The sequence below is a fragment of the Gryllotalpicola koreensis genome, assembly GCF_039538185.1.
Taxonomy (GTDB): Bacteria; Actinomycetota; Actinomycetes; order Actinomycetales; family Microbacteriaceae; genus Gryllotalpicola; species Gryllotalpicola koreensis.
Genome location: NZ_BAABBW010000001.1, coordinates 390,005 through 414,489, shown reverse-complemented (window position 1 = coordinate 414,489; position 24,485 = coordinate 390,005). Strand labels below are relative to the sequence as shown.

Annotated in this window: 22 protein-coding genes; 12 read left to right on the top strand and 10 right to left on the bottom strand. The window is 70.2% G+C overall.

The window, feature by feature from the left end; translation table 11 throughout:
• Positions 1-15 precede the first annotated feature (15 nt).
• Entirely contained in the window at positions 16-1,503 is a 1,488-nt protein-coding gene (locus ABD708_RS01980) for an aldehyde dehydrogenase family protein (protein WP_344751602.1), read from the top strand.
• Positions 1,504-1,604: 101 nt separating this feature from the next.
• Here ABD708_RS01980 and lhgO read toward each other — a convergent pair whose 3' ends face one another.
• The 4 genes from lhgO to ABD708_RS01960 are packed head-to-tail and all read right to left on the bottom strand — an operon-like array spanning position 1,605 to position 4,664.
• The gene (lhgO, locus tag ABD708_RS01975; protein WP_344751601.1) at positions 1,605-2,849 is read right to left on the bottom strand and encodes an L-2-hydroxyglutarate oxidase; all 1,245 of its coding nucleotides are present in this window, start codon (positions 2,847-2,849) and stop codon (positions 1,605-1,607) included.
• Between the two features lie 29 nt (positions 2,850-2,878).
• Positions 2,879-3,877 carry a cation diffusion facilitator family transporter gene (locus ABD708_RS01970; RefSeq protein ID WP_344751600.1) on the bottom strand — a complete coding sequence of 333 codons (999 nt, stop codon included), beginning with the start codon at positions 3,875-3,877 and terminating at the stop codon, positions 2,879-2,881.
• Entirely contained in the window at positions 3,874-4,254 is a 381-nt protein-coding gene (locus tag ABD708_RS01965; RefSeq protein ID WP_344751599.1) for an ArsR/SmtB family transcription factor, read from the bottom strand. The genes ABD708_RS01970 and ABD708_RS01965 overlap by 4 nt, the downstream gene beginning before the upstream one ends.
• Positions 4,255-4,283: 29 nt before the next feature.
• The gene (locus ABD708_RS01960) at positions 4,284-4,664 is read right to left on the bottom strand and encodes a nitroreductase/quinone reductase family protein (protein WP_344751598.1); all 381 of its coding nucleotides are present in this window, start codon (positions 4,662-4,664) and stop codon (positions 4,284-4,286) included.
• A 69-nt stretch (positions 4,665-4,733) separates the two neighbouring features.
• On the opposite strand from ABD708_RS01960, the gene ABD708_RS01955 reads away from it, so the two are divergent.
• Genes ABD708_RS01955 through ABD708_RS01945 form a run of 3 tightly spaced genes read left to right on the top strand, consistent with a single transcriptional unit; the run spans position 4,734 to position 10,503 of the window.
• Positions 4,734-5,207, top strand: coding sequence for a MarR family winged helix-turn-helix transcriptional regulator (locus ABD708_RS01955; protein ID WP_344751597.1), 474 nt, complete (start codon positions 4,734-4,736; stop codon positions 5,205-5,207).
• Positions 5,204-9,091 carry an ABC transporter ATP-binding protein gene (locus tag ABD708_RS01950; protein ID WP_344751596.1) on the top strand — a complete coding sequence of 1,296 codons (3,888 nt, stop codon included), beginning with the start codon at positions 5,204-5,206 and terminating at the stop codon, positions 9,089-9,091. Before ABD708_RS01955 ends, ABD708_RS01950 begins: the two co-directional genes overlap by 4 nt.
• 41 nt (positions 9,092-9,132) lie before the next feature.
• Positions 9,133-10,503: an SLC13 family permease gene (locus tag ABD708_RS01945; RefSeq protein ID WP_344751595.1), complete on the top strand. Its 1,371-nt coding sequence runs from the start codon at positions 9,133-9,135 to the stop codon at positions 10,501-10,503.
• A gap of 140 nt (positions 10,504-10,643) precedes the next feature.
• Here the strand turns inward: ABD708_RS01945 and ABD708_RS01940 are convergent, their stop codons facing one another.
• A complete protein-coding gene (locus ABD708_RS01940; protein ID WP_425553232.1) occupies positions 10,644-11,375 on the bottom strand; it encodes an ABC transporter permease in 732 nt (243 codons plus the stop codon).
• On the opposite strand from ABD708_RS01940, the gene ABD708_RS19420 reads away from it, so the two are divergent.
• The gene (locus ABD708_RS19420) at positions 11,296-11,460 is read left to right on the top strand and encodes an AzlD domain-containing protein (RefSeq protein WP_425553231.1); all 165 of its coding nucleotides are present in this window, start codon (positions 11,296-11,298) and stop codon (positions 11,458-11,460) included. The two genes, ABD708_RS01940 and ABD708_RS19420, sit on opposite strands and share 80 nt — an antisense overlap.
• Here the strand turns inward: ABD708_RS19420 and ABD708_RS01935 are convergent.
• From ABD708_RS01935 to ABD708_RS01925, 3 genes are read right to left on the bottom strand one after another with little or no spacing between them, the layout of a single operon-like run.
• Positions 11,429-12,178 (bottom strand): ABC transporter ATP-binding protein, encoded by a 750-nt coding sequence (locus ABD708_RS01935; RefSeq protein ID WP_344751593.1) that lies wholly within the window; start codon positions 12,176-12,178, stop codon positions 11,429-11,431. The two genes, ABD708_RS19420 and ABD708_RS01935, sit on opposite strands and share 32 nt — an antisense overlap.
• On the bottom strand, positions 12,175-12,543 hold the full coding sequence (locus ABD708_RS01930) for a DUF1048 domain-containing protein (protein WP_344751592.1): 369 nt from the start codon (positions 12,541-12,543) through the stop codon (positions 12,175-12,177). The genes ABD708_RS01935 and ABD708_RS01930 overlap by 4 nt, the downstream gene beginning before the upstream one ends.
• A gap of 1 nt (position 12,544) precedes the next feature.
• The gene (locus ABD708_RS01925; protein WP_344751591.1) at positions 12,545-12,874 is read right to left on the bottom strand and encodes a PadR family transcriptional regulator; all 330 of its coding nucleotides are present in this window, start codon (positions 12,872-12,874) and stop codon (positions 12,545-12,547) included.
• 763 nt (positions 12,875-13,637) lie between these two features.
• Here ABD708_RS01925 and kdpF point away from each other — a divergent pair.
• From kdpF to ABD708_RS01895, 6 genes are all read left to right on the top strand, one after another.
• Positions 13,638-13,727 carry a K(+)-transporting ATPase subunit F gene (gene kdpF / locus ABD708_RS01920; RefSeq protein WP_344751590.1) on the top strand — a complete coding sequence of 30 codons (90 nt, stop codon included), beginning with the start codon at positions 13,638-13,640 and terminating at the stop codon, positions 13,725-13,727.
• Positions 13,727-15,400, top strand: coding sequence for a potassium-transporting ATPase subunit KdpA (kdpA, locus tag ABD708_RS01915; RefSeq protein WP_344751589.1), 1,674 nt, complete (start codon positions 13,727-13,729; stop codon positions 15,398-15,400). The genes kdpF and kdpA overlap by 1 nt, the downstream gene beginning before the upstream one ends.
• Positions 15,401-15,402: 2 nt before the next feature.
• The gene (gene kdpB, locus ABD708_RS01910; protein WP_344751588.1) at positions 15,403-17,544 is read left to right on the top strand and encodes a potassium-transporting ATPase subunit KdpB; all 2,142 of its coding nucleotides are present in this window, start codon (positions 15,403-15,405) and stop codon (positions 17,542-17,544) included.
• Between the two features lie 8 nt (positions 17,545-17,552).
• Positions 17,553-18,188: a potassium-transporting ATPase subunit KdpC gene (gene kdpC / locus ABD708_RS01905; RefSeq protein WP_344751587.1), complete on the top strand. Its 636-nt coding sequence runs from the start codon at positions 17,553-17,555 to the stop codon at positions 18,186-18,188.
• A gap of 80 nt (positions 18,189-18,268) precedes the next feature.
• Positions 18,269-20,791 carry a DUF4118 domain-containing protein gene (locus ABD708_RS01900; RefSeq protein WP_344751586.1) on the top strand — a complete coding sequence of 841 codons (2,523 nt, stop codon included), beginning with the start codon at positions 18,269-18,271 and terminating at the stop codon, positions 20,789-20,791.
• A complete protein-coding gene (locus tag ABD708_RS01895; protein ID WP_344751585.1) occupies positions 20,788-21,480 on the top strand; it encodes a response regulator in 693 nt (230 codons plus the stop codon). Before ABD708_RS01900 ends, ABD708_RS01895 begins: the two co-directional genes overlap by 4 nt.
• Here the strand turns inward: ABD708_RS01895 and ABD708_RS01890 are convergent.
• Positions 21,470-22,165 (bottom strand): hypothetical protein, encoded by a 696-nt coding sequence (locus ABD708_RS01890; RefSeq protein ID WP_344751584.1) that lies wholly within the window; start codon positions 22,163-22,165, stop codon positions 21,470-21,472. The genes ABD708_RS01895 and ABD708_RS01890 overlap by 11 nt on opposite strands.
• Positions 22,166-22,317: 152 nt before the next feature.
• Complete coding sequence (locus ABD708_RS01885) at positions 22,318-23,640, bottom strand: HNH endonuclease signature motif containing protein (RefSeq protein ID WP_344751583.1); 1,323 nt, start codon at positions 23,638-23,640, stop codon at positions 22,318-22,320.
• Positions 23,641-23,796: 156 nt separating this feature from the next.
• Here ABD708_RS01885 and ABD708_RS01880 point away from each other — a divergent pair, with 156 nt between their 5' ends.
• A complete protein-coding gene (locus ABD708_RS01880; protein WP_344751582.1) occupies positions 23,797-24,459 on the top strand; it encodes an enoyl-CoA hydratase/isomerase family protein in 663 nt (220 codons plus the stop codon).
• Positions 24,460-24,485: the final 26 nt, after the last annotated feature.

Genomic DNA, 24,485 nt, shown 5'->3' with positions numbered 1-24,485 from the left:
ACAAGGACGTGAATCATGAGCATCACTGACATCGCAGAGACGGATTCCCCGGCATCCGTCGCCCCCGACTGGACCGGCCGCCTCTTCACCGGCACCTGGACGGAGCCGAGCGGCGGCACGATCGACGTGACCGCGCCGGCCACGGGCGCCGTGATCGGCACCGTCGGGCAGGCGAGCACCGCCGACCTCGACGCCTCGGTCGCGGCCGCGACGGCCGCGCAGAAGGAGTGGGCGGCCCTGCCCTACGACCGCCGCGCCGCCGTGCTGCGGAAGGCGTCGCAGCTGCTCGCGGCCGACCCTGAGCGCGTGACGAAGTGGCTCATTCCCGAGTCGGGCTCTGGAATCGGCAAGGCGATGTTCGAGGTGAGCCTGCTCATCTCGGAGTTCGACGAGACCGCGGCGCTGGCATCCCAGCCCTACGGCGAGCTGCTGCGCTCGGTGAAGCCGCGGCTCTCGGTCGCGCGCCGGGTGCCGCTCGGGGTGGTCGGCGTGATCGCGCCGTTCAACTTCCCCGGCATCCTCGCACTGCGCTCGGTGGCGCCGGCGCTCGCCGTTGGCAACGCGGTGATCCTCAAGCCGGACCCGCGCACGCCGATCTCGGGCGGCTACGCGCTCGCCGAGCTGCTCGCCGAGGCAGGACTCCCAGAGGGCGTGCTGCACGTGCTTCCCGGCGGTGGCGAGCTCGGGGCGGCGCTCGTCGCGCACCCCGACGTGCCGTGCATCTCGTTCACCGGGTCGACCCCGGCCGGCCGGGCGATCGGCCAGGCCGCGGGACCGCTGCTCAAGCGCGTGCACCTCGAGCTCGGCGGCAACTCGGCCTTCCTCGTGCTGCCGGACGCCGACGTCGAGGCCGCCGCGGCCGCCGGCGCCTGGGGGCCGTTCCTGCACCAGGGCCAGATCTGCATGACGACGGGCCGGCACATCGTGCACTCGTCGCTCGCTGCGCGGTATTCCGAACTGCTCGCCGAGAAGGCCGCCCGCCTGTCGGTCGGGGACCCGACCGACCCGAGCAATGCGCTCGGCCCGCTCATCGACGAGCGGCAGCGCGACAAGGTGCACGGATTCGTCACCGAGTCGGTCGCGCAGGGTGCTTGCGTGCTGGCCGGCGGGGAGTACGACGGCCTGTTCTACCGGCCGACGGTGCTCGTCGACGTGCCGCGCTCTGCGCCCGCCTATAAGGAGGAGGTGTTCGGCCCCGTCGCGCCGATCGTCACCTACGACACGATCGACGAGGCGATCGAGCTCGTGAACGACTCGGAGTACGGCCTCTCGGTCGCGATCGCGACGGGGAATCCGTTCGCCGCCTTCGAGCTCGCCGGACGCATCGAGTCGGGCGCCGTGCAGATCAACGACGTGACGGTCGACGACGAGGCGGTCATCCCCTTCGGCGGGGCGAAGGCCTCGGGCGTCGGCGGCCGCTTCGGCGGCACGGCGAACCTCGACACCTTCTGCGAGACGCAGTGGATCACGGTGCAGTCCGACATCGAGAAGTACCCGTTCTGAGCCCGCGGCCCAGGGTCCCTCGCCAGGTCGTCACAAAATCCCGTTTTCGCGCGAGAACGCGTGCGTTTGTGACGACCGGGGATGCCGCGGGGCGGGCCGGTTCAGGCATCCGATCGACTCCTCGCCAGCTGCAGGAAGTGCTCGATCACGTGGTCGGCGATCGCCATCGAGCTGGTGGCCGCGGGTGACGGGGCGTTGCGGATCAGCGTGACCGGTCCGAGCCGGTCGACGGCGAAGTCGTCGATGAGGCTGCCATCGCGCCCCCAGGCCTGCGCGCGCACCCCGGCCGCCGACTTGCCGATCAGGTGCTTCATCGTGAGTTCGGGCACGAAGCGCCGCGCCTTCTCGAAGTAGCGGCGCTTGATGAGCGAGGCGCTGATCTCATCGACGCCCATGAACCAGTGCTCGCGCAGCAGCGGGCCGGCACCGGGCCAGGCGAGCGAGCCGAGCGTGTCCTTCAGCGAGATGCGGCGCCACGAGTAGCCCTCGCGCGCGAGGGCGGGCACGGCGCTCGGGCCGAGGCGCACGTCGTCGTAGACGCCCCGCGTGAAGTGCACCCCGAGGAACGGGAAGCGCGGGTCGGGCACGGGGTAGATCATGCCGCGGCACAGCTCACTCGCCTCGGCGGAGAGATCCCAGTACTCGCCGCGGAACGGCAGGATCCGCGGCGCGGCGTCCCCGCCCGCCAGCTGCGCCACGAGGTCGGACTGCAGGCCTGCGCAGGCGACGACGAGATCGAACTCCTGCTCGTTGTGCGCCGTCGCGACGCGCGCCCGATCGCCCGCGATCCGCAGGCCGGTCACTTCTTGACCGAGACGGATGCCGGCGCCGGCCGCCCGCGCGTCGGCGGCGAGCGCCTCGGTGATCGCCGCGTAGTCGACGATCGCCGTACGCGGGGAGTGCACCGCGGCGACGCCCGCGACGTGCGGCTCGATCTCGCGCAGCCGCGCCGGGTCGTCGATGCGCTCGAGCTCTGGCACCCTGTTCTCGCGTGAGCGGCGCTCGATCTCGGCGAGCGCCCCCAGCTCCGACTCGTCGACCGCGACCACGAGCTTGCCCACCTCGCGGTAGGGCAGGCCCTTCTCGAGGCAGAAGTCCCTGATCTGCACGCGCCCGCGGGCGCACAGCTCGGCCTTCAGGCTGCCGGGCGGGTAGTACAGCCCGGCGTGCACGACGCCCGAGTTGTGCCCGGTCTGGTGGGCCGCGAGCCGCCGCTCCTTCTCGTAGACCGTGACCTCGCCGAGCCCGCGCATCGCGAGCGCCCGTGCGAGTGCGATGCCGACGATGCCACCGCCGATCACGGCGACGCGGCGGGTGCCCGGGGTGCGGGCGGTCGGGCGCGGCATACCGCAACGCTATCGGTACTGAGAAATACTCAGCGATCACCACTTAGGGGGACCGGCGTCACGTCGAAGACGTCGAGCGTGCGCAGCGCGCCCCGCGCGTGCGCGCTCGCGTGGGCCGCGATCTCGGTCGCGGCGGCGAGCTGCGCGGCATCCGTCTCGACCGTCGCCTCGCCCGCCAGCCGGTGCCCGACCCAGCGCAGCCGGATGCTGAGAACGGATGCCACCCCGGGCGTGTGTTCGATGGCGTGCTCCGCCCGCTCGACGAGCTCGGGGTCGACGGCGTCCATGAGCCGCGCGCCGACCGACTTCACGGTGCCCCATAGCAGCATCAGGATCGAGATCGCGATGAGCAGGCCGATGATCGGGTCGGCGAGCGGGAAGCCGAGCAGCACGCCGATCGCGCCGAGCACGACCGAGAGCGAGGTGAAGCCGTCGAGGCGCGCGTGCACGCCGTCGGCGACGAGTGCGGCCGATCCGATCTGCCGCCCGACGCGGATGCGGTAGATCGCGACGAGCTCGTTGCCGACGAAGCCAATGAGCCCCGCCGCGATGAGCCACCACGCGTTCTCGACCGGGCGGGGGTGGATGAAGCGTTCGACCGCCTCCCACCCGGCGATCACGGCCGAGAGCGCGACGACAAAGACGATGAAGAGCCCCGCGAGATCCTCAGCGCGGCCGTAGCCGTAGCTGTACCGCCGGGTGGCGGCCCGGCGGCCGAGGATGAAGGCGATCCAGAGCGGTACCGCGGTCAGGGCATCGGCGAAGTTGTGGATGGTGTCGGCCAATAGCGCGACGGAGCCGGTCAAGAGGACGAAGGCGAATTGCAGGACCGTCGTGCCGAGCAGCGCGAACATCGAGATCTTCACCGCCGAGACACCGGCCTGGCTCGCCTCGAGTGCGTCGTCGACCGCGTCGGCGGCGTCGTGCGTGTGCGGCACGAAGAGGTCGTAGAGGAAGCCCCTCACGCCGCCGTGCGGGTGACTGTGGTCGTGGTCGTGGTCGTGGTCGTGCCCGTGCGCCCCGCTCACGCCGGCTGCCCCGGGGCATCGGGCTGCGCATGGTGGTGCCGCGGCAGTGCGCTCGCGACGCTGTGCTCCGCCTGCTTGATCGCGTCGCTCACAAGATCGGAGGCGTGCTCGTCGGCGAGCCGGTAGAACACCTTCGTCCCGTGCTGCCGGGTGGTCACCATGCGCGCCATGCGCAGCTTCGCCAGGTGCTGCGAGACCGCGGCGGGCGACTTATCGACGACGTCCGCGAGGTGGTTCACCGACATCTCGCCGGCGCTACGCAGCGCGAGCACGATGCGCACCCGCGTGGCGTCCGCCAGCATCGCGAACACTTCGACGGCGAGCTCGACGAACTCCGAATCGGGGTCCATTCCGCATATCCGCTTATCTGCATCCATGCGCAGATTATTGCACCAGCGGCTGCGGCTCAGGCCGCGTCGAACGAGACCTCGACGAGCGGACTGTCGGCGAGCCAAGCCTCGACCGGGGCATCCTCACCCGGCAACTGCGGCAGCTGCGCCAAGATGCCCTCGAACACGGCGGCGCGCTCGGCCGGGTCGGTGATCGGCCGGGCTGTCGCGGGCAGGTCGGCCGTCGCCGACTGCTTCAGGTGGAAGGTGAAGTGCGGGTTCGCGACGAGGTTCGCGTACCAGGCGCGCGGCCGCGGCGGCTTGCCCGTCAGGTAGATCTTGCCCGCGACCCGGTGGAACCAGATCTCGATGCGGCGCGGCTCCCCCGAGCTTTTGCCCCTCGTGGTGATGTCGATCACGCGGTCGGTCGCCAGCGCCTTGTTCACGTCTTCGCTCATGACGTCATCTTCACCCGGCGCCGGAGGAAATAGTTCAGATGTCGAACAATGACGCGTATAGTTCAGAGGGTGAACGATCAGATCGATGGGGTGACGGATGCCTCACTCCATGCCGCCGTCGACGCCCTCGCGCGCCTCGCGCGCATGCTCGAGCGCTCGGCCGCGCCGCTCAGCCTCGCCGACTTCCGGGTGCTGAGCGCGCTCGACGCCGGTGAGGATCGGGCGAGCCGCCTCGCCGAGCGCCTCGCGGTGGGCAAGCCCGCCATCAGCGCGACGGTCGACTCGCTCGCGAAGCGCGGGCTCGTCACCCGCACCAAGGTCGACGGCGACCAGCGCGCGACGGCGCTGGCGCTCACGGACGACGGCGCCGCGCAGGTGCGCGAGGTGAAGGAGCGGCTGGCGCAGCGGGTGGGCGCGGTCACCTCTCTGATGGGCGACCCGGGCTCAGGCATCCGTGCCCTCGCCGAACTCGGCGACGCGATCGAGTGCTATCACGCGCATCAGCAGGCGGCTCGACAGGCCGAACGGAAAGCAGGCGAATGAGCGACACGGTGAGGCCGGCCGGCTGGATCGCCCGCCTCTGGGCCTACGTCCTGCGCCACCGCAGGGGCCTCTACATCGCGCTCGGCGCCGCCCTGCTCGGCAGCGGCAGCCAGGTGCTCACCCCGCTCGTCGCCCGGCAGATCGTCGACACGGTCATCGGCCACCACCAGGGCAACCTCTGGGTCTGGCTCGGCGTGCTGCTCGCGCTCGCCGCGGCGAGCTTCGGCTTCGCGTACCTGCGCCGCTACAACGGCGGCCGGGTCGCGCTCGAGGTGCAGAACGACCTGCGCAACGACATGCACGACCACCTGCAGTCGATGGACTTCACGAACCTCGACCGCATGCCGACGGGCCAGCTGGTCGCCCGCGCGAGCTCGGACTCCGGCCTCGTCATGATGCTGCTCAACTTCCTGCCGATCGTGAGCGGCAACGTCGTGCTGCTCGTGCTCTCGCTCGTCGTCATGTTCGTGCTCTCGCCGCTGCTCGCGCTGGTCGGCATCGCGATCATCCCGGCGCTCGTGTTCGTGAGCTACCGCATGCGCTCGCGCGTGTTCCCCGCCACGTGGGACGCGCAGCAGCGCGAAGGCGAGCTCGTGCAGATCGTCGACGAGGACACCGGCGGCGTGCGCGTCGTCAAGGCCTTCGGCCAGGAGCGCCGCGAGCTGAACAGGCTGACGGATGCCGCGACGAAGCTCTACGGAGCACAGATGCGGTCGACCCGCATCCAGTCGCGGTTCCAGCCGCTGCTCGAGTCGATCCCGGCGTTCGGGCAGGTCGGAATCCTGGCGCTCGGCGGCTGGCTCGCGCTCCACGGGAACATCACGCTGGGCACCTTCCTCGCCTTCTCGACCTATGTCGCCCAGATGCTCGCACCCGCCCGGCAGCTCGCCGGCATGCTCTCGATCGCGCAGCAGGCGCGGGCCGGGGTCGAGCGCATCGCGCAGCTGCTCGACACCCCGCCGGCGATCGCAGACGCCCCCGACGCGGTCGCGCTCGCGAACCCGGCACGCGGCGAAATCGAGTTCGACGGCGTGCGCTTCAGCTACGAACAACACAGTGCGTACGAGCAGGAGAGGCACGCCGACGCGCACGAGACGCTCGCCGGGTTCTCGCTACGGGTCGCGGCGGGCGAGCGCGTCGCCCTCGTCGGCGCGAGCGGCTCGGGCAAGTCGACCGCGGCGATGCTGATCCCCCGCTTCTACGACCCGGGCCGCGGAGCCGTGCGCGTCGACGGCGTCGACGTGCGGCGGCTGACCCTGCACTCCCTCAGATCGCAGATCGGGGTCGTCTTCGAAGAGAGCTTCCTGTTCAGCGACTCGGTGCGCTCCAACATCGCCTACGGCCGCCCAGAGGCGACGGATGCCGAGATCGAGCGCGCCGCCCGGCTCGCGCAGGCCGACGGGTTCATCGCGGCCCTGCCGCGCGGGTATGACACCGTCGTCGGCGAGCGCGGCCTCTCGCTCTCGGGCGGCCAGCGCCAGCGCGTCGCGCTCGCCCGCGCCATCCTGGCCGACCCGCGCATCCTGATCCTCGACGACGCGACCAGCGCGATCGACGCGCGCACGGAAGAGGCGATCCATGAGGGGCTGCGCGAGGTCATGGCCGACCGCACGGTCGTGCTGATCGCGCACCGGCAGTCGACCCTGCACCTCGCCGACCGTGTCGTGCTCGTCGACGGCGGACGCGTCGTCGACGAGGGCACGCACGACGAGCTGATGGCGCGCAACACCGACTACCGCCTGCTGCTGTCCGGCATGGAGGACGGCGATGCACCGCGGGTCGGCGCCGACGCCGCTGCGACGGGCGACATCGACTCGGTTGCGGCGTACGCCGGCAAGGTCACGTCCGGCGCATGGCGCAGGACCGAGACGGATGCCGCACCCTACGGCGCCCGCGCCCAGGTGCCCGGAGTACCGAGCCTCGGCCCGGGCCTCGGCGGGGGCGGCGGCCGCGGCGGCGGCATGCGCCGCGGGCTCTCGGCGACGCCCGAGCTGCTCGCCCAGGTGGGCAAGCTGCCGCCGATCAAGGACGTCCCCGAGGTCGACGTCGACCGCGAGGGCGCCCATCGGCCGCACTTCTCGCTGCGCTCCCTGCTCGTCGACTACAAGTGGCCGCTGCTGCTCGGACTGCTGCTCGTCGTGATCGACGCCGTCGCCGGGCTCGTCGGCCCGGTGCTGGTCAAGAGCGGCATCGACGAGGGCGTGGTGACGGGTTCGACGTACGCGATCCTCGCGGCATCCGGTCTCTTCCTGCTCGTCACCCTGGTGGACCTCTTCGACCAGATCGCCGAGACCTTCGTGATGGGCCGCACTGCCCAGCGCGTGATGCTCTCGCTTCGGGTGCGCGTTTTCGCGCAGCTGCAGCGGTTGTCGCTCGACTACTACGAGCGCGAGATGGCGGGCCGCATCATGACCCGCATGACGACCGACATCGACCAGTTCGAGCAGCTGGTCGAGAACGGGCTCTTGGCCGCCCTCGTCGCGTTCGTGACCTTCGTCGGCGTCGGCATCGCGATCCTCATCGTGAACCCGCTGCTCGGCGGCGCGGTGCTCGTCGTGATCATCCCGCTCGCGATCGCGACCGTGTTCTTCCGGCGTCGGGCCGCCGTGCTCTACGAGCAGGCGCGCGACCGCATCGCGATCGTCAACGCCGACTTCCAGGAGAGCCTGTCGGGCGTGCATGAGGCTCAGGCCTTCGTGCACGAGAGCGCGACGAAGGCGCACTTCCACAGCCTCGGCGGCTCGTACCTCGAGGCGCGCGTGGCCGCACAGAAGCTGGTCGCGACCTACTTCCCCTTCGTGCAGTTCCTCTCGTCGGTGGCCGACGCGATCGTGCTGGGGCTCGGCGCCTGGCTGATCCTCAACGGGCACTTCACGACGGGCGCGCTGATCGCGTTCCTGCTCTACGTCGACATGTTCTTCTCGCCGATCCAGCAGCTTTCGCAGGTGTTCGACGCCTGGCAGCAGACGACCGTGTCGGTGCGGCGCATCGCAGGGCTGATGGCCCTCGACTCGCTGACGCCCGAGGCCGAGTCGCCCGTCGACCCCGGCCGGCTGTCGGGGGCGCTCACCCTCGAGGACGTGCACTTCGCGTACCCCGCCGTGACCGCGCGGCCGGGGCTGCAGGAGCAGGAGCGCGGACCGGCGGATGCCCCGCTCGCCGCCTCGGCCGAGGCATCCGTCTCGAAGCCGCCCGAGGCGCTGCGCGGGGTGTCGCTCGACATCGCGGCCGGTGAGACGGTGGCGCTCGTCGGCGAGACCGGCGCGGGCAAGTCGACGGTCATGAAGCTGCTTGCCCGGTTCTACGACGTCGACCGCGGTGCGGTGCGCGTCGACGGGCACGACGTGCGTTCGCTGTCGCTCGGCGCGTACCGCGCGCAGCTCGGCTACGTCCCGCAGGAGGCGTTCCTGTTCACCGGAACGGTGCGCGACAACATCGCGTACGGCAGGCCCGAGGCGACGGATGCCGAGGTCGAGGCCGCCGCCCGCGCCGTCGGCGCGCACGACTTCATCGCGGCGCTGCCGAACGGGTACCTGCAGCAGATCTCCGAGCGCGGCCGCTCGCTCTCTGCCGGGCAGCGGCAGCTGATTGCCCTGGCGCGGGCGCAGCTTGTCGACCCGGCGATCCTGCTGCTCGACGAGGCGACCTCGAACCTCGACCTCGCGGCGGAGGCGCGCGTGACCGCCGCGATGGACCAGGTCGCGGCGGGCCGTACCACCGTGCTGATCGCGCACCGGCTGCAGACCGCCCGCACCGCCGATCGCATCGTGGTGCTCGGCGGCGGCGGGGTGCTCGAGGTCGGCTCGCACGACGAGTTGCTGGCATCCGACGGTCACTACGCCCAGATGTGGCGCGCCTTCGAGCTCGCCTCGCAGCGCGCGTAGCGGTCTTCCCCGGACGGCGCCCACGCGGCAGGATCGGAGCGGTGAGTCCGCAGATCGTGATCACGCTGGCGACCATCGTGCTCGCGATGGTGCTCTTCGTGTGGAACCGCGTGCCCGCGGTGATCGTCGCGGTCGGCGCGGCGCTGGTGCTCTTCCTCACGGGCGTGCTCACCATGCGCGAGACGCTGAGCGGCTTCGGCGACCCGGTGGTGATCCTGCTCGTCTCGCTGTTCTCGATCGCCGTCGCGCTCGAGGAATCGGGGGTGGCCGCCTGGGCCGGGCAGCTGCTGCTGCGGCACACGGGCGGCAACGCGACCTGGCGGCTCGTCGTCATCATGGCGGTCGCGGCGGTGTTCAGCCCGCTGATGGGCATGAACGGAGCCGTCGTCGCCATGGTGCCGATCGTCGCCGCGATCGCGCTGCGCACGGCGACCTCGCCGTCGAAGCTCATGATCCCGCTCGCCTTCGCTTGCACCGCGGGCGCGAACCTCAGCCTGCTCGGCAGTCCGGTCAACGTGGTGGCGGCCGAGAAGATCGATGCGGCAGGCGCCGGGCCGTTCGGATTCTTCGCCTGGGCCGTCGTCGGCATCCCGCAGGTCGTCGGCACGATCGTGATCGTCGTGCTGCTTGGCGGCCGACTGCTGCCCGAGCGGCGGCCGCTCACGGTCGACCGGGATCCGATGACGGATGCCCTGCTGCTCGACATCGCGGCGACGGATGCTGCGATCACGGATGCCGCCCAAGCCCGCCGGTCGAGTAGCCGCGCAGCGGCGTATCGAGACCCATCGGCCCCGGCATCCGATCACCCTCCCGCCCGTCTCGGGTGGCGGGCCTATCTCGCCCTGGCCGTGCTCGCCCTGCTCATCGCGCTGCTCGCCTTCGACGTCGTGCCGCCCGCGATCGCGGCGGCGAGCTGCGCGGTGCTCATGGTGCTGCTGCGCGTGGTGGACGTGCCGCGGCTCGTGCGCGGGGTCGACTGGAGCACCTGCATCCTCATCGGCGCCATGATCGCGCCGGCGGTCGCGATGTCGAAGACCGGGGCGGCGAGCCTGCTCGGCGACCAGGTGGTGCACGGCATCGGCGGCCTGGGGCCGTACGCCGTGTTCATCGGGCTGTTCCTCGTCACGGCGGTGCTCAGCCAGTTCATCTCGAACACCTCGTCGGCCCTCGTGATGCTGCCGATCGCGGTCGCGACGGCGGGCGATCTGCACGTGGCGGCGCTGCCGCTGATCCTCGGCGTGGCGCTCGGCGCGAGCACCTCGTTCGTCATGCCGTTCGCGAACGCGGTGACCCTGTCGGTGTACGGTCCGGGCGGCTACCGCTTCGGCGACTACTGGCGGCTCGGCTCGGTCGTCTCGGCGTGGGCCTTCGTGGTGGCGGTCGTCGTGGTGCCGCTCGTCTGGCCGTTCTGATTGTTTTCGCGCGTCCGATCATCACCCGGCGACAGTAGACGCGGTTCTGATCGCCGAATTGCGGCATCTACTGTCGCCGCGTGAAAGGTTTGCGCTGGCCCGAAGTCATCGAATCGCGCCGGGCGACATGCCTTGGCCGCTCACGCCGCCTTGCGGCGGTAGATCGCCACGGCGGCGACGAACGCGGCGATCAGGATGCCGACGCACCACGCCAGCGCGACCCAGACATCCGCCCCGACGCTCTGCTGCGCGAGCAGCGCGCGCAGGGTGTTCACGATCGAGGTGACCGGCTGGTACTCGGCGAACCACCGCACCGGCCCCGGCATCGTCGCGGTCGGCACGAACGCCGAGCTGATGAACGGCAGGAAGATGAGGGGGTAGGAGAATGCGCTGGCTCCGGCGACCGACGACGCCGTGAGGCCGGGGATGACGGCGACCCAGGTCAGCGCGAGGGTGAACAGCACCAGGATGCCGGCGACGCCGAGCCACGCGCGCACCCCGGCGCCCGAGCGGAACCCCATCAGCAGCGCCACGCCGATGACCAGCGCGATCGAGATGAGGTTGGCGACGAGCGAGGTGAGCACGTGCGCCCACAGCGCGGCCGACCGCGCGATCGGCATCGAGCGGAAGCGCTCGACGATGCCGCCCTGCATGTCCTGGAACAGGCGGAACGCGGTGTACGAGATGCCCGAGGCGACCGTGATGAGCAGGATGCCGGGCAGCAGGTAGTTCACGTACGGGCCCGTGCCGGCGCTGATCGCCCCGCCGAAGACGTAGACGAACAGCAGCATCATGGCGATCGGCGTCACCGCCGTCGTGACGATGGTGTCGAAGCTGCGCGCGATGTGGGTGAGCGAGCGCCGGGTGAGCACCGCGGTGTCGCTGACGAAGTGGGTGCGGGGGATGCCGATGGCGGTGCTGGTGGTCATGACTGCTCCGTGCTTCCGACGAGGGTGAGGAACACGTCCTCGAGGGTGGGCTGCTTCTCGACGTACTCGACCTTCGCCGGGGGAAGCAGCTGTTTGAGTTCGGCGAGCGTGCCGTTCTGGATGATCCGCCCCTCGTGCAGGATCGCGATGCGGTCGGCGAGCTGCTCGGCCTCGTCGAGGTACTGCGTGGTGAGCAGCACGGTCGTGCCCTGCGCGGCGAGCTGCCGCACCGCCTGCCAGACCTCGCGGCGCGCCTCGGGGTCGAGACCGGTCGTCGGCTCGTCGAGGGAGACGACGGGCGGATTCCCGATCAGGCTCATGGCGATGTCGAGCCGCCGCCGCATGCCGCCGGAGTAGCCGGCGACCTTCCGGCCGGCGGCATCCGTCAGCCCGAATCGCTCGAGCAGCTCGTCGGCCACCCTGCGGGGGTTCGCGAGATGCCGCAACCGGGCGATCAGCACGAGGTTCTCGCGCCCGCTCAGGACCTCGTCGACCGCGGCGAACTGCCCGGTGAGGCTGAGGGATTCGCGCACGCGGGCGGCCTGCGTGCGAACGTCGAAGCCGGCGACGGATGCCTGCCCGGCATCCGCGTCAAGCAGGGTCGAGAGGATCTTCACGACCGTCGTCTTGCCCGCCCCGTTGGAGCCGAGCAGCGCGAAGATGCTGCCGCGCCCCACCTCGAAGTCGACGCCGCGCAGCACGTGCAGCCGGCCGAAGGACTTCTCGAGTCCCGACACGCTGATCATCGCCCGTCACCTGCCGCATCGTCGATCGCCTGGGCGAGACGGGCGCGCTCCTTGTCGACCCAGCGCTTGCCTGTGTACGCCTGGGCGAACGTGTCGGCGAACTCGACGGGGTCGTCTCCGACCACGTCGCGCACGGGCGTGCCGTCGGCCGCGGCACGCTCCCAGAGCTCGGTGAAGTCACCCGTCATCGTGATGAGCATCTCGCCGTCCTCCGGGCCGCCGCCTGCGTACATGAAGTACCGCTGCAGGGCCTTCGCCGCTGCGGCGTATGGCTCGGGCAGGGCCTTCAGCCGGGTCTGGTACTGCCGGTACTGCTTCTTCTGCTCGAGCGATCCGGTGACCAGCTCGATCCATTTCGCTGCCATGTCACGTGCCTTCCGTGTGAAGTCGTTCAAGTCGTTCGGCGAGGAAGCTCCAGGTGGTCCAGAACTCCTCGAGGGATGCCGCGCCCGCCGCGCCCAGCGTGTAGACCTTGCGCGGCGGGCCTTTCTCGGAGGGCACCTTCTCGACATCGACGAGGCCGCGCTGCTCGATGCGCACGAGCACGGCGTAGATGGTGCCCTCGGCGATGTCATCGAAGCCCTGCTCGCGCAGCCACGCCGTGATCTCGTAGCCGTATGCCGGTCGCCGCGCCAGGATCGCCAGCACGATGCCCTCGAGAATCCCCTTGAGCATCTCGGTCTGCTGCTTGCCCATCGCGCCCCTTGTGCTACTCAGTGTTGCCGACTACTGGTAGATAGTAACACTGAGTAGCCGTTGCGCAAGGGGATCCGGCGGGTCCTTTCTGCGCCCTCATCCGCGCGGCGACACTGGATGCCGTTTTGACCGCCCCTGTTCCACGCGGCGACGGTAGACGTTGCAATTCCGCGGGCGAAGCCGCGTCTACTGTCGCCGCCTGGGGGCTCCTCTGGGCTGAATGACATCTACTGTCGCCCGGCGGTGGCATGCGCGTGCGGCTCGGCGCGCGTCTCGAAACGATTCCCGCGCAGGGCTCTCGACGCCCACCCTCGCGAGCACGGCTCGCTCGGCATCCGTACCCCGGACCCTTCACGCTTCGAGAAGTTCCGCGATGTCGTCCTGCCTTGAACGAGACGACATCCCCGCACTTCTCGGTGCCCCGCCCCCGGCGGTCGAGTAGCGTCCGGCGCTGAGCGGCGGCGACCCGGTGGGTCGCCGCGCGCCGGACGCCGAGCGAGCTGCGCTCGCGAGGGGCGCGTATCGAGACCCCTCCCGTGGCGGGAAGGGTCTCGATACGGCCGCATATGCGGCCTACTCGACCAGCGCCCGCTGTCGTTAGCGCGGCGTTAGGGTTTCAGGTCGCGGCGTGAGGGTTCCGTTAGGACGGCGTTAGCGAGGCCTCCGAAGGGCTTCACTCGTCCCTCGTGGACATTTTGTGGATTCTGGGCATCATCGCCCTCGCAGTGGTGGTCGCGCTGACCGCCAAGGGGGTCGAGAAGCTGTGATCTTCTTCGATCTGCTGGCCGCGGTGCTCGCCGCCGCGTCTCTCGCGTATCTGGTGTACGCCCTCTTGAAGCCGGAGAAGTTCTAGTGACCTTCTGGCTTTTCCTCGCGCAGTTCGCCACTCTCGCCGTGCTGCTCGGCCTGTGCTATCGGCCGCTCGGCGACTACATGGCCCACACCTATACGACGACGAAGGATCTGCGGATCGAGCGCGGATTCTACCGCCTGATCGGCGTGAAGTCCGGCTCCGACCAGAGCTGGCAGGCGTACCTGCGCAGCGTGCTCGCCTTCTCGGTCGTCGGAGTCTTCATCGTCTACCTGCTGCAGCGCCTGCAAGAGTGGCTGCCTTACTCGCTGGGCCTGCCCAACGTGCCCAGCGGCCTGGCCTTCAACACGGCGATCTCCTTCGTCACGAACACCAACTGGCAGTCGTACTCCCCCGAGCTCACCCTCGGCTACACGGTGCAGTTCGCCGGCCTCGCCGTGCAGAACTTCGTCTCGGCGGCCGTCGGCATCGCGGTCGCGGTCGCCCTGGTCCGCGGCTTCGCGCTGCGCCGCTCGGGCACGATCGGCAACTTCTGGGTCGACCTGACGCGCGGGACGACACGGATTCTGCTGCCGATGTCGATCATCGCCGCCATCGTGCTCATGGCGGGCGGGGTCATTCAGAACCTCAACCCGGTCGAGGCGGTGCACACGATCGCCGGCGGCATCCAGAACCTGCCCGGCGGCCCGGTCGCGAGCCAGGAGGCGATCAAGGAGCTCGGCACCAACGGCGGCGGGTTCTTCAACGCCAACTCGGCGCACCCCTTCGAGAACCCGACGCAATGGACGAACCTCTTCGAGATCTTCCTGCTGCTGCTCATTCCCTTCGCGCTGCCGCGCACCTTCGGCAAGCTGGTCGGCGACAACCGCCAGGGCTACGCGATCCTCGCGGCGATGAGCGTGCTGTTCGTGGCATCCCTCGTCGGTCTCACGCTCTTCGAACTTCATGGCGCGGGCACCGCGACACAGCTCGCGGGCGGCGCAATGGAGGGCAAGGAGACCCGCTTCGGCATCCTCGGTTCCACCCTGTTCGGAACGTCGTCCACCCTCACGAGCACCGGCGCGGTCAACTCGATGCACGACAGCTTCACCGCGCTCGGCGGCATGATGCCGATGATCAACATGATGCTCGGCGAGGTCGCCCCAGGCGGTGTCGGCGCCGGCCTCTACGGCATCCTCATCATGGCGATCGTCGCCGTGTTCCTCGCGGGCCTCATGATCGGCCGCACGCCCGAGTACCTCGGCAAGAAGATCGGCGCCCGCGAGATCAAGCTCGCGAGCCTCTACTTCCTCACCACCCCGACCCTCGTGCTGGCCGGCACGGCGCTGAGCTTCGCGATCCCTGCGATCTCGCACGACGTGCAGCACACGAGCATGTGGAACCCGGGCCAGCACGGCTTCAGCGAGGTGCTCTACGCCTTCACCTCCGCCGCGAACAACAACGGCTCGGCGTTCGCGGGGCTCACCGCGAACACGCCGTGGCTCAATTCGGCGCTCGGCGCGGCGATGTTCCTCGGACGCTTCCTGCCGATCGTGTTCGTGCTCGCGCTCGCCGGGTCGCTCGCCGCGCAGGACCGCGTGCCCGTCACCGCAGGCACCCTGCCGACGCACCGCCCGCAGTTCGTGGGACTGCTCGTCGGCACGATCCTGCTCGTCTCCGCACTCACCTACTTCCCGATGCTCGCGCTCGGGCCCCTCGCAGAAGGACTGCACTAGCAATGACGACCGGTATCTCTCGCGCGCCGAAGGGCGCGTTCAACGCCCGGCAGCTGTGGACCAGCCTCCCCGAGGCGTTCCGCAAGCTGAGCCCGCGTGACATGTGGCACAACCCCGTCATGTTCATCGTCGAGGTCGGCGCCGCGCTCACCACCGTGCTCGCGATCGCGCTGCCCTTCCTCAACCACACGACCGGCACGACGATCGCCTTCACCTGGTGGATCACGATCTGGCTGTGGCTCACCGTGCTGTTCGCGACGCTCGCCGAGGCGGTCGCCGAGGGCCGCGGCAAGGCGCAGGCGGCGAGCTTGCGCAAGACGCGCACGACGACCATGGCGAACCGGGTGCTCGACTATGACGAGAAGACGGATGCCTCGGCCGGCGCCGCCCGCGTGGAATCCGTCGCCTCCGCCGAGCTCACACTGAACGATGTGGTCGTCGTGACCGCCGGCGAGCTGATCCCCGGCGACGGCGACATCATCTGGGGCATCGCCTCGGTGGATGAATCCGCCATCACCGGCGAGTCGGCGCCCGTCGTCCGCGAGTCGGGCGGCGACCGCTCGGCCGTCACCGGCGGCACCCGTGTCCTCTCGGACCGCATCGTCGTGAAGATCACATCGAAGCCGGGCGAAACCTTCGTCGACCGCATGATCGCGCTCGTCGAGGGTGCCGCCCGGCAGAAGACGCCGAACGAGATCGCGCTCAACATCCTGCTCGCGAGCCTCACGATCATCTTCGTGGTCGTCGTGCTGGCGCTCGGTCCGACGGCCGGCTTCGCACACGCCGCGCCCTCGGTGACCGTGCTCGTGGCTCTGCTCGTCTGCCTCATCCCGACGACCATCGGCGCGCTGCTCTCGGCGATCGGCATCGCCGGCATGGACCGCCTCGTGCAGCACAACGTGCTCGCCATGTCCGGGCGCGCCGTCGAGGCCGCCGGTGATGTCAACACGCTGCTGCTCGACAAGACCGGAACGATCACCTACGGCAACCGGCAGGCGGCGGAGTTCCGCGCGGTCACCGGCTCGGACGGCGATGAGCTGATCGAGGCGGCGGCGCACGCGTCCATCGCCGACCCGACCCCTGAGGGGCAGTCGGTCGTCGCGCTCGCCGAGACGCTGAGGGGTTTCGATACGCGCTCTGCGAGCGCTACTCGACCAGCGGGAGCGGCGGAGGGCGGGGAGGTCGTGCCGTTCACGGCGCAGACGCGCATGAGCGGCGTCGACTACCCGGACGGCAGCCAGGTGCGCAAGGGCGCTCCGTCTGCGGTGCTGGCCTGGGTCGCCGAGGCGGTTCCCGACGCGGCGTTCACCGAGGCGAAGGCAGACCTCGAGTCGCAGGTCACGCACATCTCGGGCCTCGGCGGCACGCCGCTCGCGGTCGCGGAGCGCGCCGCCGACGGCACCACCCGGCTCCTCGGCACGATCTACCTCAAGGACGTCGTCAAGACCGGCCTGAAGGAGCGCTTCGCCGACCTGCGCCGCATGGGCATCCGCACCGTCATGGTGACGGGCGACAACCCGGTGACGGCATCCGTCATCGCCCGTGAAGCAGGTGTCGACGACGTGCTCGCCGAGGCCACGCCCGAGGACAAGCTGGCGCTCATCCGCCGCGAGCAGGACGGCGGCAAGCTCGTCGCCATGACCGGCGACGGCACGAACGACGCGCCGGCGCTCGCACAGGCGGACGTCGGGGTCGCGATGAACACGGGCACGAGCGCTGCCAAAGAAGCCGGCAACATGGTCGACCTCGACAGCGACCCGACGAAGCTCATCGACATCGTCACGATCGGCAAGCAGCTGCTCATCACGCGCGGGGCGCTCACGACCTTCTCGATCGCCAACGACGTGGCGAAGTACTTCGCGATCATCCCGGCCATGTTCGTCGCGGTGTTCCCCGGGTTGCAGGCGCTCAACATCATGCACCTGCACTCGTCGAACTCGGCGATCCTCTCGGCCGTGATCTTCAACGCGCTCGTCATCGTCGCGCTCATCCCGCTCGCGCTGCGCGGTGTGCAATACCGGCCGTCCGCGGTGTCGTCCTTGCTCGGCCGCAACCTGCTGATCTATGGCATCGGCGGCATCATCGCCCCGTTCATCGGCATCAAGCTGATCGACCTGCTCGTCAGCCTCATCCCTGGGTTCTAGGAGGACTCATGCCATCCACAACTCGCGCCACCGCGCGGCAGTACTGGGTCGCGATCCGCGCGATGATCGTGCTGACCGCGGGCCTCGGCATCCTCTACCCGCTCGTCATGACCGGCGTCGGGCAGCTCGCCTTCCACAGTCAGGCCAACGGCTCGAAGATCACGGATTCCGGAAAGACCGTCGGCTCCTCCCTGATCGGCCAGTCCTTCACCGACGCGAAGGGGAACCCGCTCACGCAGTGGTTCCAGACCCGCCCGTCGGCCGCGACGAACAACGCGAAGAACGGCTACGACGCGAACGGCTCCAGCGGTTCGAACTACGGCCCGAACAACCCCGACCTGGTCGCCGCGATCAAGGCCCGCAAGGCCGTGATCGAGAAGACCTACGGGGTCACCGCCTCGCAGATCCCGGCAGACGCGGTCACGGCTTCCGGCTCGGGCCTCGACCCCGACGTCTCGGTCGCCTACGCCGATCTTCAGATCAAGAAGGTCGCCGAGACGCGCGGCCTCAGCGAGGCATCCGTTCGCCGCCTCGTCGAGCAGAACACGCACGGCCGTGATCTGGGCTATCTCGGCGACCCGTACGTGAATGTCGTGCAGCTGAACCTCGACCTGTCCAAGATGGACCCAAGCGGAAACAAGTAGGAGCGGCCAGCCGAATCGGCGGCGTGTACGGCGATTCGGCGGGCGCGCCGGGCGGGGACCGGCGCGCAGGAGGGCACAGGATGGGCAGAGGCAGGTTGCGCGTGCTGCTCGGCGCTGCGCCGGGGGTCGGCAAGACCTACGCCATGCTCGAAGAGGGCCGCCGCCTCCAGGCGGAGGGCAAGGACGTCGTCGTCGCAGTCGTCGAGACGCACGACCGCGCGGCGACGGCCGCGATGCTCGAGGGGCTCGAGGTGGTGCCGCGCCGGGCCGTCAGCCACCGTGGCGTCGAGCTCGACGACATGGATCTGCCGGCCGTGCTCGCCCGGCATCCCGAGATCGCCCTCGTCGACGAGCTGGCGCATACCAACGCGCCCGGCCTCGAGCACGAGAAGCGCTGGCAGGACGTGCAGGAGCTGCTGGATGCCGGCACCACGGTGTTCACGACGGTGAACATCCAGCACATCGAGTCGCTGAACGACGTCGCCCTGCAGATCACGGGCATCGTGCAGCGCGAGACGATCCCGGATGCCGTGCTGCGCGCCGCCGACCAGATCGAGGTCGTCGACCTGGCACCCCAGGCGCTGCGCGACCGCCTTTCGGAGGGCCTGGTCTACCCGGCGGCGCGCATCGACGCGGCGCTCTCGAACTACTTCCGCCTCGGCAACCTCACCGCGCTGCGCGAGCTCGCCCTGCTCTGGCTCGCCGACGAGGTCGACAGCTCGCTGCAGGCCTACCGTGCCGAGCACGGCATCGACTCGAAGTGGGAGGCGCGCGAGCGGGTCGTCGTCGCGCTCACCGGCGGGCCGGAGGGCGAGACGCTGATCAGGCGGGGCGCCCGCATCGCCGCGCGCGGGGCCGGCGGTGAGCTGATCGCCGCGCACGTCACGGGGCAGGAGGGCCTGCGCGAGGCGCATCCCGGCGCGCTCGCCGCGCAGCGCGCCCTCGTCGAGAAGCTCGGCGGGTCGTTCCACCAGGTCGTCGGCGACGACGTGCCCGCCGCGTTGGTGGACTTCGCACGGGCATCCAACGCCACTCAGCTCGTCATCGGCGTCTCGCGGCGCGGGCGCCTGCTCGCCCTGCTCACGGGGCAGGGCGTCGGGCAGACGGTCATCCGGGAATCCGGTGACATCGACGTGCACATCGTCACGCACCAGGCCGCGGGCACTCACCAGCTTGTGCTGCCGCGGGCGCGCGGGGCGCTCTCGACGCGTCGCCTGGTTTTGGGGTTCGTCTTCGCCCTGCTCGCGGGGCCGCTGCTGACGCTCTTCCTGTGGTCGTTCCGCTCGGCTGACGCGCTGACGGCCGAGGTGCTCGCCTTCCAGCTGATCGTGGTGGTCGCGGCCCTCATCGGCAGCATCTGGCCCGCCGTGTTCGCGGCGGTGCTGTCGGGCCTCACGCTCGACTACGTCTTCGTCGAGCCGTACTACACGATCACGATCGCCCGGCCGCTGCATCTCGCGGCGCTGCTGCTCTACGTCGTGATCGCCGTGCTCGTGAGCTTCCTGGTCGACCAGGCGGCGCGGCGCACCCGGGCGGCGCGGCGCTCGGCGGCGGAATCAGAGGTCCTGGCCACCGTGGCAGGAAGCGTGATCAGGGGTGACGACGCGGTCGAGGCGCTCGTCGTGCGCGCTCGCGAGGCGTTCGGGCTGGATGTCGCGCGCTTGGTCGCGCCGGACGGCGAGGTGCTCTTCGAGGTGAGCGCCGTCACCCCTACCCCGCGGGAACAGGTTGGCCGGGGAACTGCGGCGTCGTACCGCGAGCCGATCGGCGACCGCGCGGTCCTCGAGCTCTACGGCGCGGAGCTCGAGAGCAGCGACCGGCGCATTCTCGCCGCGATCGTGTCCCAGCTCGACGCCGCGCTCGAGCACCGCGACCTCGCCGACACGGCCGAGCAGCTCGCGCCGCTCGCCGAGACCGACCGGGTGCGCACCGCCCTGCTCGCCGCGCTCGGCCACGACCTGCGCCGCCCGCTCGCCGCGGCGACCGCGGCGGTCACGAGCCTGCGCTCACCGCAGCTGAAGCTGTCGCAGGGCGATCGCGACGAGCTGCTCGAGACGGCCCAGACCGGACTCGAGAACCTCAACACGCTCGTCACCAACCTGCTCGATGTGAGCCGCGTGCAGGCGGGCGTGCTGGCGGTGAACCTCGCCGACGTCGATGTCGACGACGTGCTGCCGTCGGCCCTCGAGGAGCTCGGCATCGCGCCGGGCGATGTCGTGCTCGACCTCCGCGAGCCGGTGCCGCCGGTGCGCGCCGACCCGGTGCTGCTGCAGCGGGTGCTCGTGAACCTGCTCGCCAACGCCTTGCGCTTCTCGGCCGCGCCGCCGCTGCTCGGCGTGAGCACCTTCGACGACCGCGTGCAGCTGCGCGTCGTCGACACCGGCCCCGGCGTTCCCGACGACCGCAAGGACGCGATCTTCCAGCCCTTCCAGCGCGAGGGCGACACCGACAACTCGACTGGCATCGGGCTGGGCCTCGCCCTCTCACGCGGTTTCGTCGAGGGCATGGGCGGCACGCTCGACGCTGAGGACACCCCGGGCGGCGGCCTCACGATGGTCGTCGAACTGCCCTGCGTCACGGCCGCACACGAGGAGTCCGCATGAGAATCGTGGTCGCCGATGACGATCGGCAGATCCTGGGCGCCCTGCGCATCATCCTCGCCGCGCACGGCTACGACGTCGTGCTCGCACGGAACGGCAAAGAGGCGCTCGACCGCGTCGTGAACGACCACCCCGACGTGGTCGTTCTGGATCTGGGGATGCCTCAGCTCGACGGCCTCGCCGTGATCGAGGCCATCCGTGGCTGGTCGGCGGTGCCGATCCTGGTGGTGTCGGGCCGGTCGGATTCCTCGGACAAGGTCGAGGCCCTCGACCTCGGCGCCGATGACTACGTCACGAAGCCGTTCCAGACGGACGAGCTGCTCGCCCGCATCCGCGCACTCGGCCGGCGCCGGGCGCCGGGCGATGACGCCGCCCCGGTCGTGCGCTTCGGCGACGTGATGGTCGACCTCGCGGCGCGCCGGGTCGTGCGGGGCGAGCCGGGCGCTGAGGCATCCGTTCGCCTGACCCCGACCGAATGGCAGCTGCTCGAGCTGCTCGTGCGCAACCCGGATCGCCTGGTGACGCGCGAGACGATCCTGACCGAGATCTGGGGCCCGAACCACACGGCGGACACCGGCTATCTGCGGTTGTACCTCTCTCAGCTGCGCAAGAAGCTCGAGCCTGACCCGTCGGCGCCGCGCTACCTGCTCACCGAGGCCGGCATGGGCTATCGCTTCGCGCCTACGGGGTGACGACGCCGAGGCGCGGCGAGACGGTGGCGACGCGCGCCTGCAGCACGATGAGCACCCCGACGGCGAGCTGGATCATGGGGAGGGCGACCGACCCCCAGCTCAGGATCGGAATGATCTCGGGCCCGGTTCCCAACAGTCCCTGCCACAAGAGGTCCGCGAGGACGTTCGCCAGCGCGAGCGCGGCGAGCCCCCAGCGCGCGGCACCGCGCAGCACGCCGGCGTGGATGACGAAGACGGATGCCACGACCAGCGCGACGTGGCCGAGGTAGACGACCCCTTCGAGCCCCCAGACCACGATGTTCAGCAGGTGTTGGTCAGGTTGCCCGGTGCCGTCATAGGCGCTGGCGGGCAGATAGGTCATGGGGCTCAGGGGCGCGAGGTTCAGAAGATCGCCGGCGAGGACCGCGGAAGGGAACATGATCAGGGCGATCTTCCCGGCGAGCAAGTCCCCGGCGATCCCCGATTCCTTTCCGATGCCCACGGCGAGCACGGCGAAGGCGGCGACGAGCACCGCGGACGAGGCGGTTGTCCCGATCGGCTGCCACGCGTAGTTCAGCCACGCCCGGCCCGCCGGAGGAAACACGTGGATCGCCTGCCAGGCGAGCGGCAGGAGCGTCGCGACCACGATTCCCGCGCCGCCCCAGGCCAGCGTCAGCCGCGGTGACCGCGGCGGCGTGCTCAGCATGACCACAGAGTCCTCTGCCCACCGGCCGCGCGCAAGTCGTACGTCTCGCATCGCTCCGGCATCTTTCCTCGCGCGACGTCTTGCATGGCCTCCATGCCCCGCACTGGTCAGGTGGTCGCTCCGCGGGGCAGACTTCTCCCCCGCGGGTGACTTCACGAACTGAGCGGGACGGGCGCGTTCGGGTTGACGGGCTGCCACTCGGTCGTGCGGCCGCCGTAGGACCAGCGCACCCACGGTCTGCCGTCGACCATGCGCACCTGCCAGGGCCCCTTCTCGACCTCGTCGTGGTGGAAAGGGCACAGCAACACGCCGTTGTCCACATCGGTGGCACCGCCCTCGAACCAGCTGAGCACATGGTGCGCCTCGGCGCGATACCCCGGCACATGGCACCCCGGAATGATGCACGCGCCGCCGTCGCGTACCGCCATGGCCCGCCTCTGGCGGCGGCTGAACGCCCGCTTGCTGCGCCCGAGTCGGAGGAACGCCCCGGTCTCGGTCAGCACGACCTCCTGCAATCCGCCCGTGCAGACCGCCTTGCGCGCGACTTGCACGCTGGTCGGCTCGGCGGCGCCGCTGATGAACGCGAGGCCCTTCCCCGCCGCGAGTTCGGCCTCGGTCGTCGAGATCCACACCGTCGGGTGGTCACCGCCGACCTCGAGCGTGTCGGCGATGCGCGCCTGCGCGCCGAACACCTCGGCCAAGCCGTCGGCGTACTTCTGACCGATCGTCCGCGAGTCGGCCGGCACGTCTGTGCCCGCACCCGCGTCTGTGCCCACAGCGGTTTCCGTGAAGGCGACCTTCCGCTTCGGGCTCGCGAAACCATCGAGGACCATGCGCACCTTGGCGGCGTACTCCACCGGGAGCTTCCCCGACACCGGCGCGAGCCCGTCCTGTTCCTTCCCGATCCAGAAGTAGCGCTTCTCGAACGCCTCCTGCGCGCGGCGCTCGATCGTCTCGGGCGAGAGCTCGGCCGCGAGCTTCTGCGCCTCTTCGCGCACCCGATCGGCCGGAGCGGTCACGGCGAGCTCGACCAGCTTCGCCTCGACGCCCGCGACCTCGCCCGCCGACGCACCCTCGGCCTTCTTCAGCTCGCCGGCGATCGCCTGGGCGCCCTCGCGCCCGATGCGCCCGTCGAGCACGGCGGCCTCGACGGCGGGCAGCTTGGCCAGGTCTTCGAGGTCGGCGACGAGCTTGCGTGCCGTCTTCCCCGACGAGCCGGTCATCGCCTCGACCGCCTGTGCCGTCGTCCTGTGCCCGAGCCGTTTCGCGAGCGAGTCGCCACCCGGCGTCGGGTCGGAGCGCCGGTTCAGCTCGGCGGCCCCTGCGAGCTCGAGAGCCTCGACCTGCCGCTTCACCTCGCTCACCCGCCCGAGGAAATCGACGACCTGCTGGTCGCTCAGGGCACTCGGTTCCACGGGCAGCAGCGCCGCGAGCCCAGTGAGGGCTGCGGCTGCAGTGGAACCGATGCAGGTCATGCCCGTAGTTTAGTCGCGAAGAGCCAAAATTAGAAGCCTGAAATACGAACAGATATCCACAACCCGCTTGTCACTCCGAGTTTCGCACAACCCACCGACGCTCGCGCCGTAGCGTGGTGACAGCACGTCAACGAGGACGGCGAGAAAGGCCAGCACATGCCCGTGACCCTTGAGCGCGTCGGCGACGTCTCGCTGCTCCGCTTCAACGACAACGAGAACCGCTTCACCCGCGACTGGCTCGACGCGGTCGATCACGCGCTTGACGACGTCACGGCTCAGGCATCCGTCACTCCCACCGCACTCGTCACGGTCGGCACCGCGAAGTTCTACTCCAACGGGCTCAACGTCGACGAACTCGCCGCAGGCGGTGAGCAGCGCGACAGCTATCTCGCAACCGTCCAGCGCCTGCTCGCCAAGCTGCTCACCCTTGGTGTGCCGACCGTCGCCGCGATCAACGGCCACGCCTTCGGCGCGGGCGCCATGCTCGCCCTCGCCCACGACTTCCGCATCATGAATGCCGAGAAGGGTTTCCTCTGCTTCCCCGAGATCGACCTGCACCTGTCCTTCGCGCCGGGCATGGCCCGCCTGATCCAGGCCAAGACGACGCCCGCGACGGCCGTCGAGGCCATGACGACGGGCAGAAGATATGGCGGGCCGGATGCCGCAGCCGCAGGTCTCGTCGACGCGGTCGCCGCCCCGGAAGAGCTGCTGAACAGCGCCGTCGCGCGGGCGGCATCCCTCGCCGGTAAAGACGCCGCCACCCTCGCCGCGATCAAGACCGAGATGTTCACGGTCGCGGTCGCGGCCCTGCGCGGCTGAGCCACGCGCAACGGTAGCCCCATGGC

Excerpts from the sequence above, each read along its gene's own strand:
- ABD708_RS01980 (WP_344751602.1), top strand. The coding sequence starts at position 16 with ATGAGCATCACTGACATCGCAGAGACGGATTCCCCGGCATCCGTCGCC.
- lhgO (WP_344751601.1), bottom strand. The coding sequence starts at position 2,849 with ATGCCGCGCCCGACCGCCCGCACCCCGGGCACCCGCCGCGTCGCCGTG.
- ABD708_RS01965 (WP_344751599.1), bottom strand. The coding sequence starts at position 4,254 with ATGGATGCAGATAAGCGGATATGCGGAATGGACCCCGATTCGGAGTTC.
- ABD708_RS01960 (WP_344751598.1), bottom strand. The coding sequence starts at position 4,664 with ATGAGCGAAGACGTGAACAAGGCGCTGGCGACCGACCGCGTGATCGAC.
- ABD708_RS01950 (WP_344751596.1), top strand. The coding sequence starts at position 5,204 with ATGAGCGACACGGTGAGGCCGGCCGGCTGGATCGCCCGCCTCTGGGCC.
- ABD708_RS19420 (WP_425553231.1), top strand. The coding sequence starts at position 11,296 with ATGGCGATCGGCGTCACCGCCGTCGTGACGATGGTGTCGAAGCTGCGC.
- ABD708_RS01935 (WP_344751593.1), bottom strand. The coding sequence starts at position 12,178 with ATGATCAGCGTGTCGGGACTCGAGAAGTCCTTCGGCCGGCTGCACGTG.
- ABD708_RS01930 (WP_344751592.1), bottom strand. The coding sequence starts at position 12,543 with ATGGCAGCGAAATGGATCGAGCTGGTCACCGGATCGCTCGAGCAGAAG.
- ABD708_RS01925 (WP_344751591.1), bottom strand. The coding sequence starts at position 12,874 with ATGGGCAAGCAGCAGACCGAGATGCTCAAGGGGATTCTCGAGGGCATC.
- kdpB (WP_344751588.1), top strand. The coding sequence starts at position 15,403 with ATGACGACCGGTATCTCTCGCGCGCCGAAGGGCGCGTTCAACGCCCGG.
- kdpC (WP_344751587.1), top strand. The coding sequence starts at position 17,553 with ATGCCATCCACAACTCGCGCCACCGCGCGGCAGTACTGGGTCGCGATC.
- ABD708_RS01900 (WP_344751586.1), top strand. The coding sequence starts at position 18,269 with ATGGGCAGAGGCAGGTTGCGCGTGCTGCTCGGCGCTGCGCCGGGGGTC.
- ABD708_RS01895 (WP_344751585.1), top strand. The coding sequence starts at position 20,788 with ATGAGAATCGTGGTCGCCGATGACGATCGGCAGATCCTGGGCGCCCTG.
- ABD708_RS01890 (WP_344751584.1), bottom strand. The coding sequence starts at position 22,165 with ATGCTGAGCACGCCGCCGCGGTCACCGCGGCTGACGCTGGCCTGGGGC.
- ABD708_RS01885 (WP_344751583.1), bottom strand. The coding sequence starts at position 23,640 with ATGACCTGCATCGGTTCCACTGCAGCCGCAGCCCTCACTGGGCTCGCG.
- ABD708_RS01880 (WP_344751582.1), top strand. The coding sequence starts at position 23,797 with ATGCCCGTGACCCTTGAGCGCGTCGGCGACGTCTCGCTGCTCCGCTTC.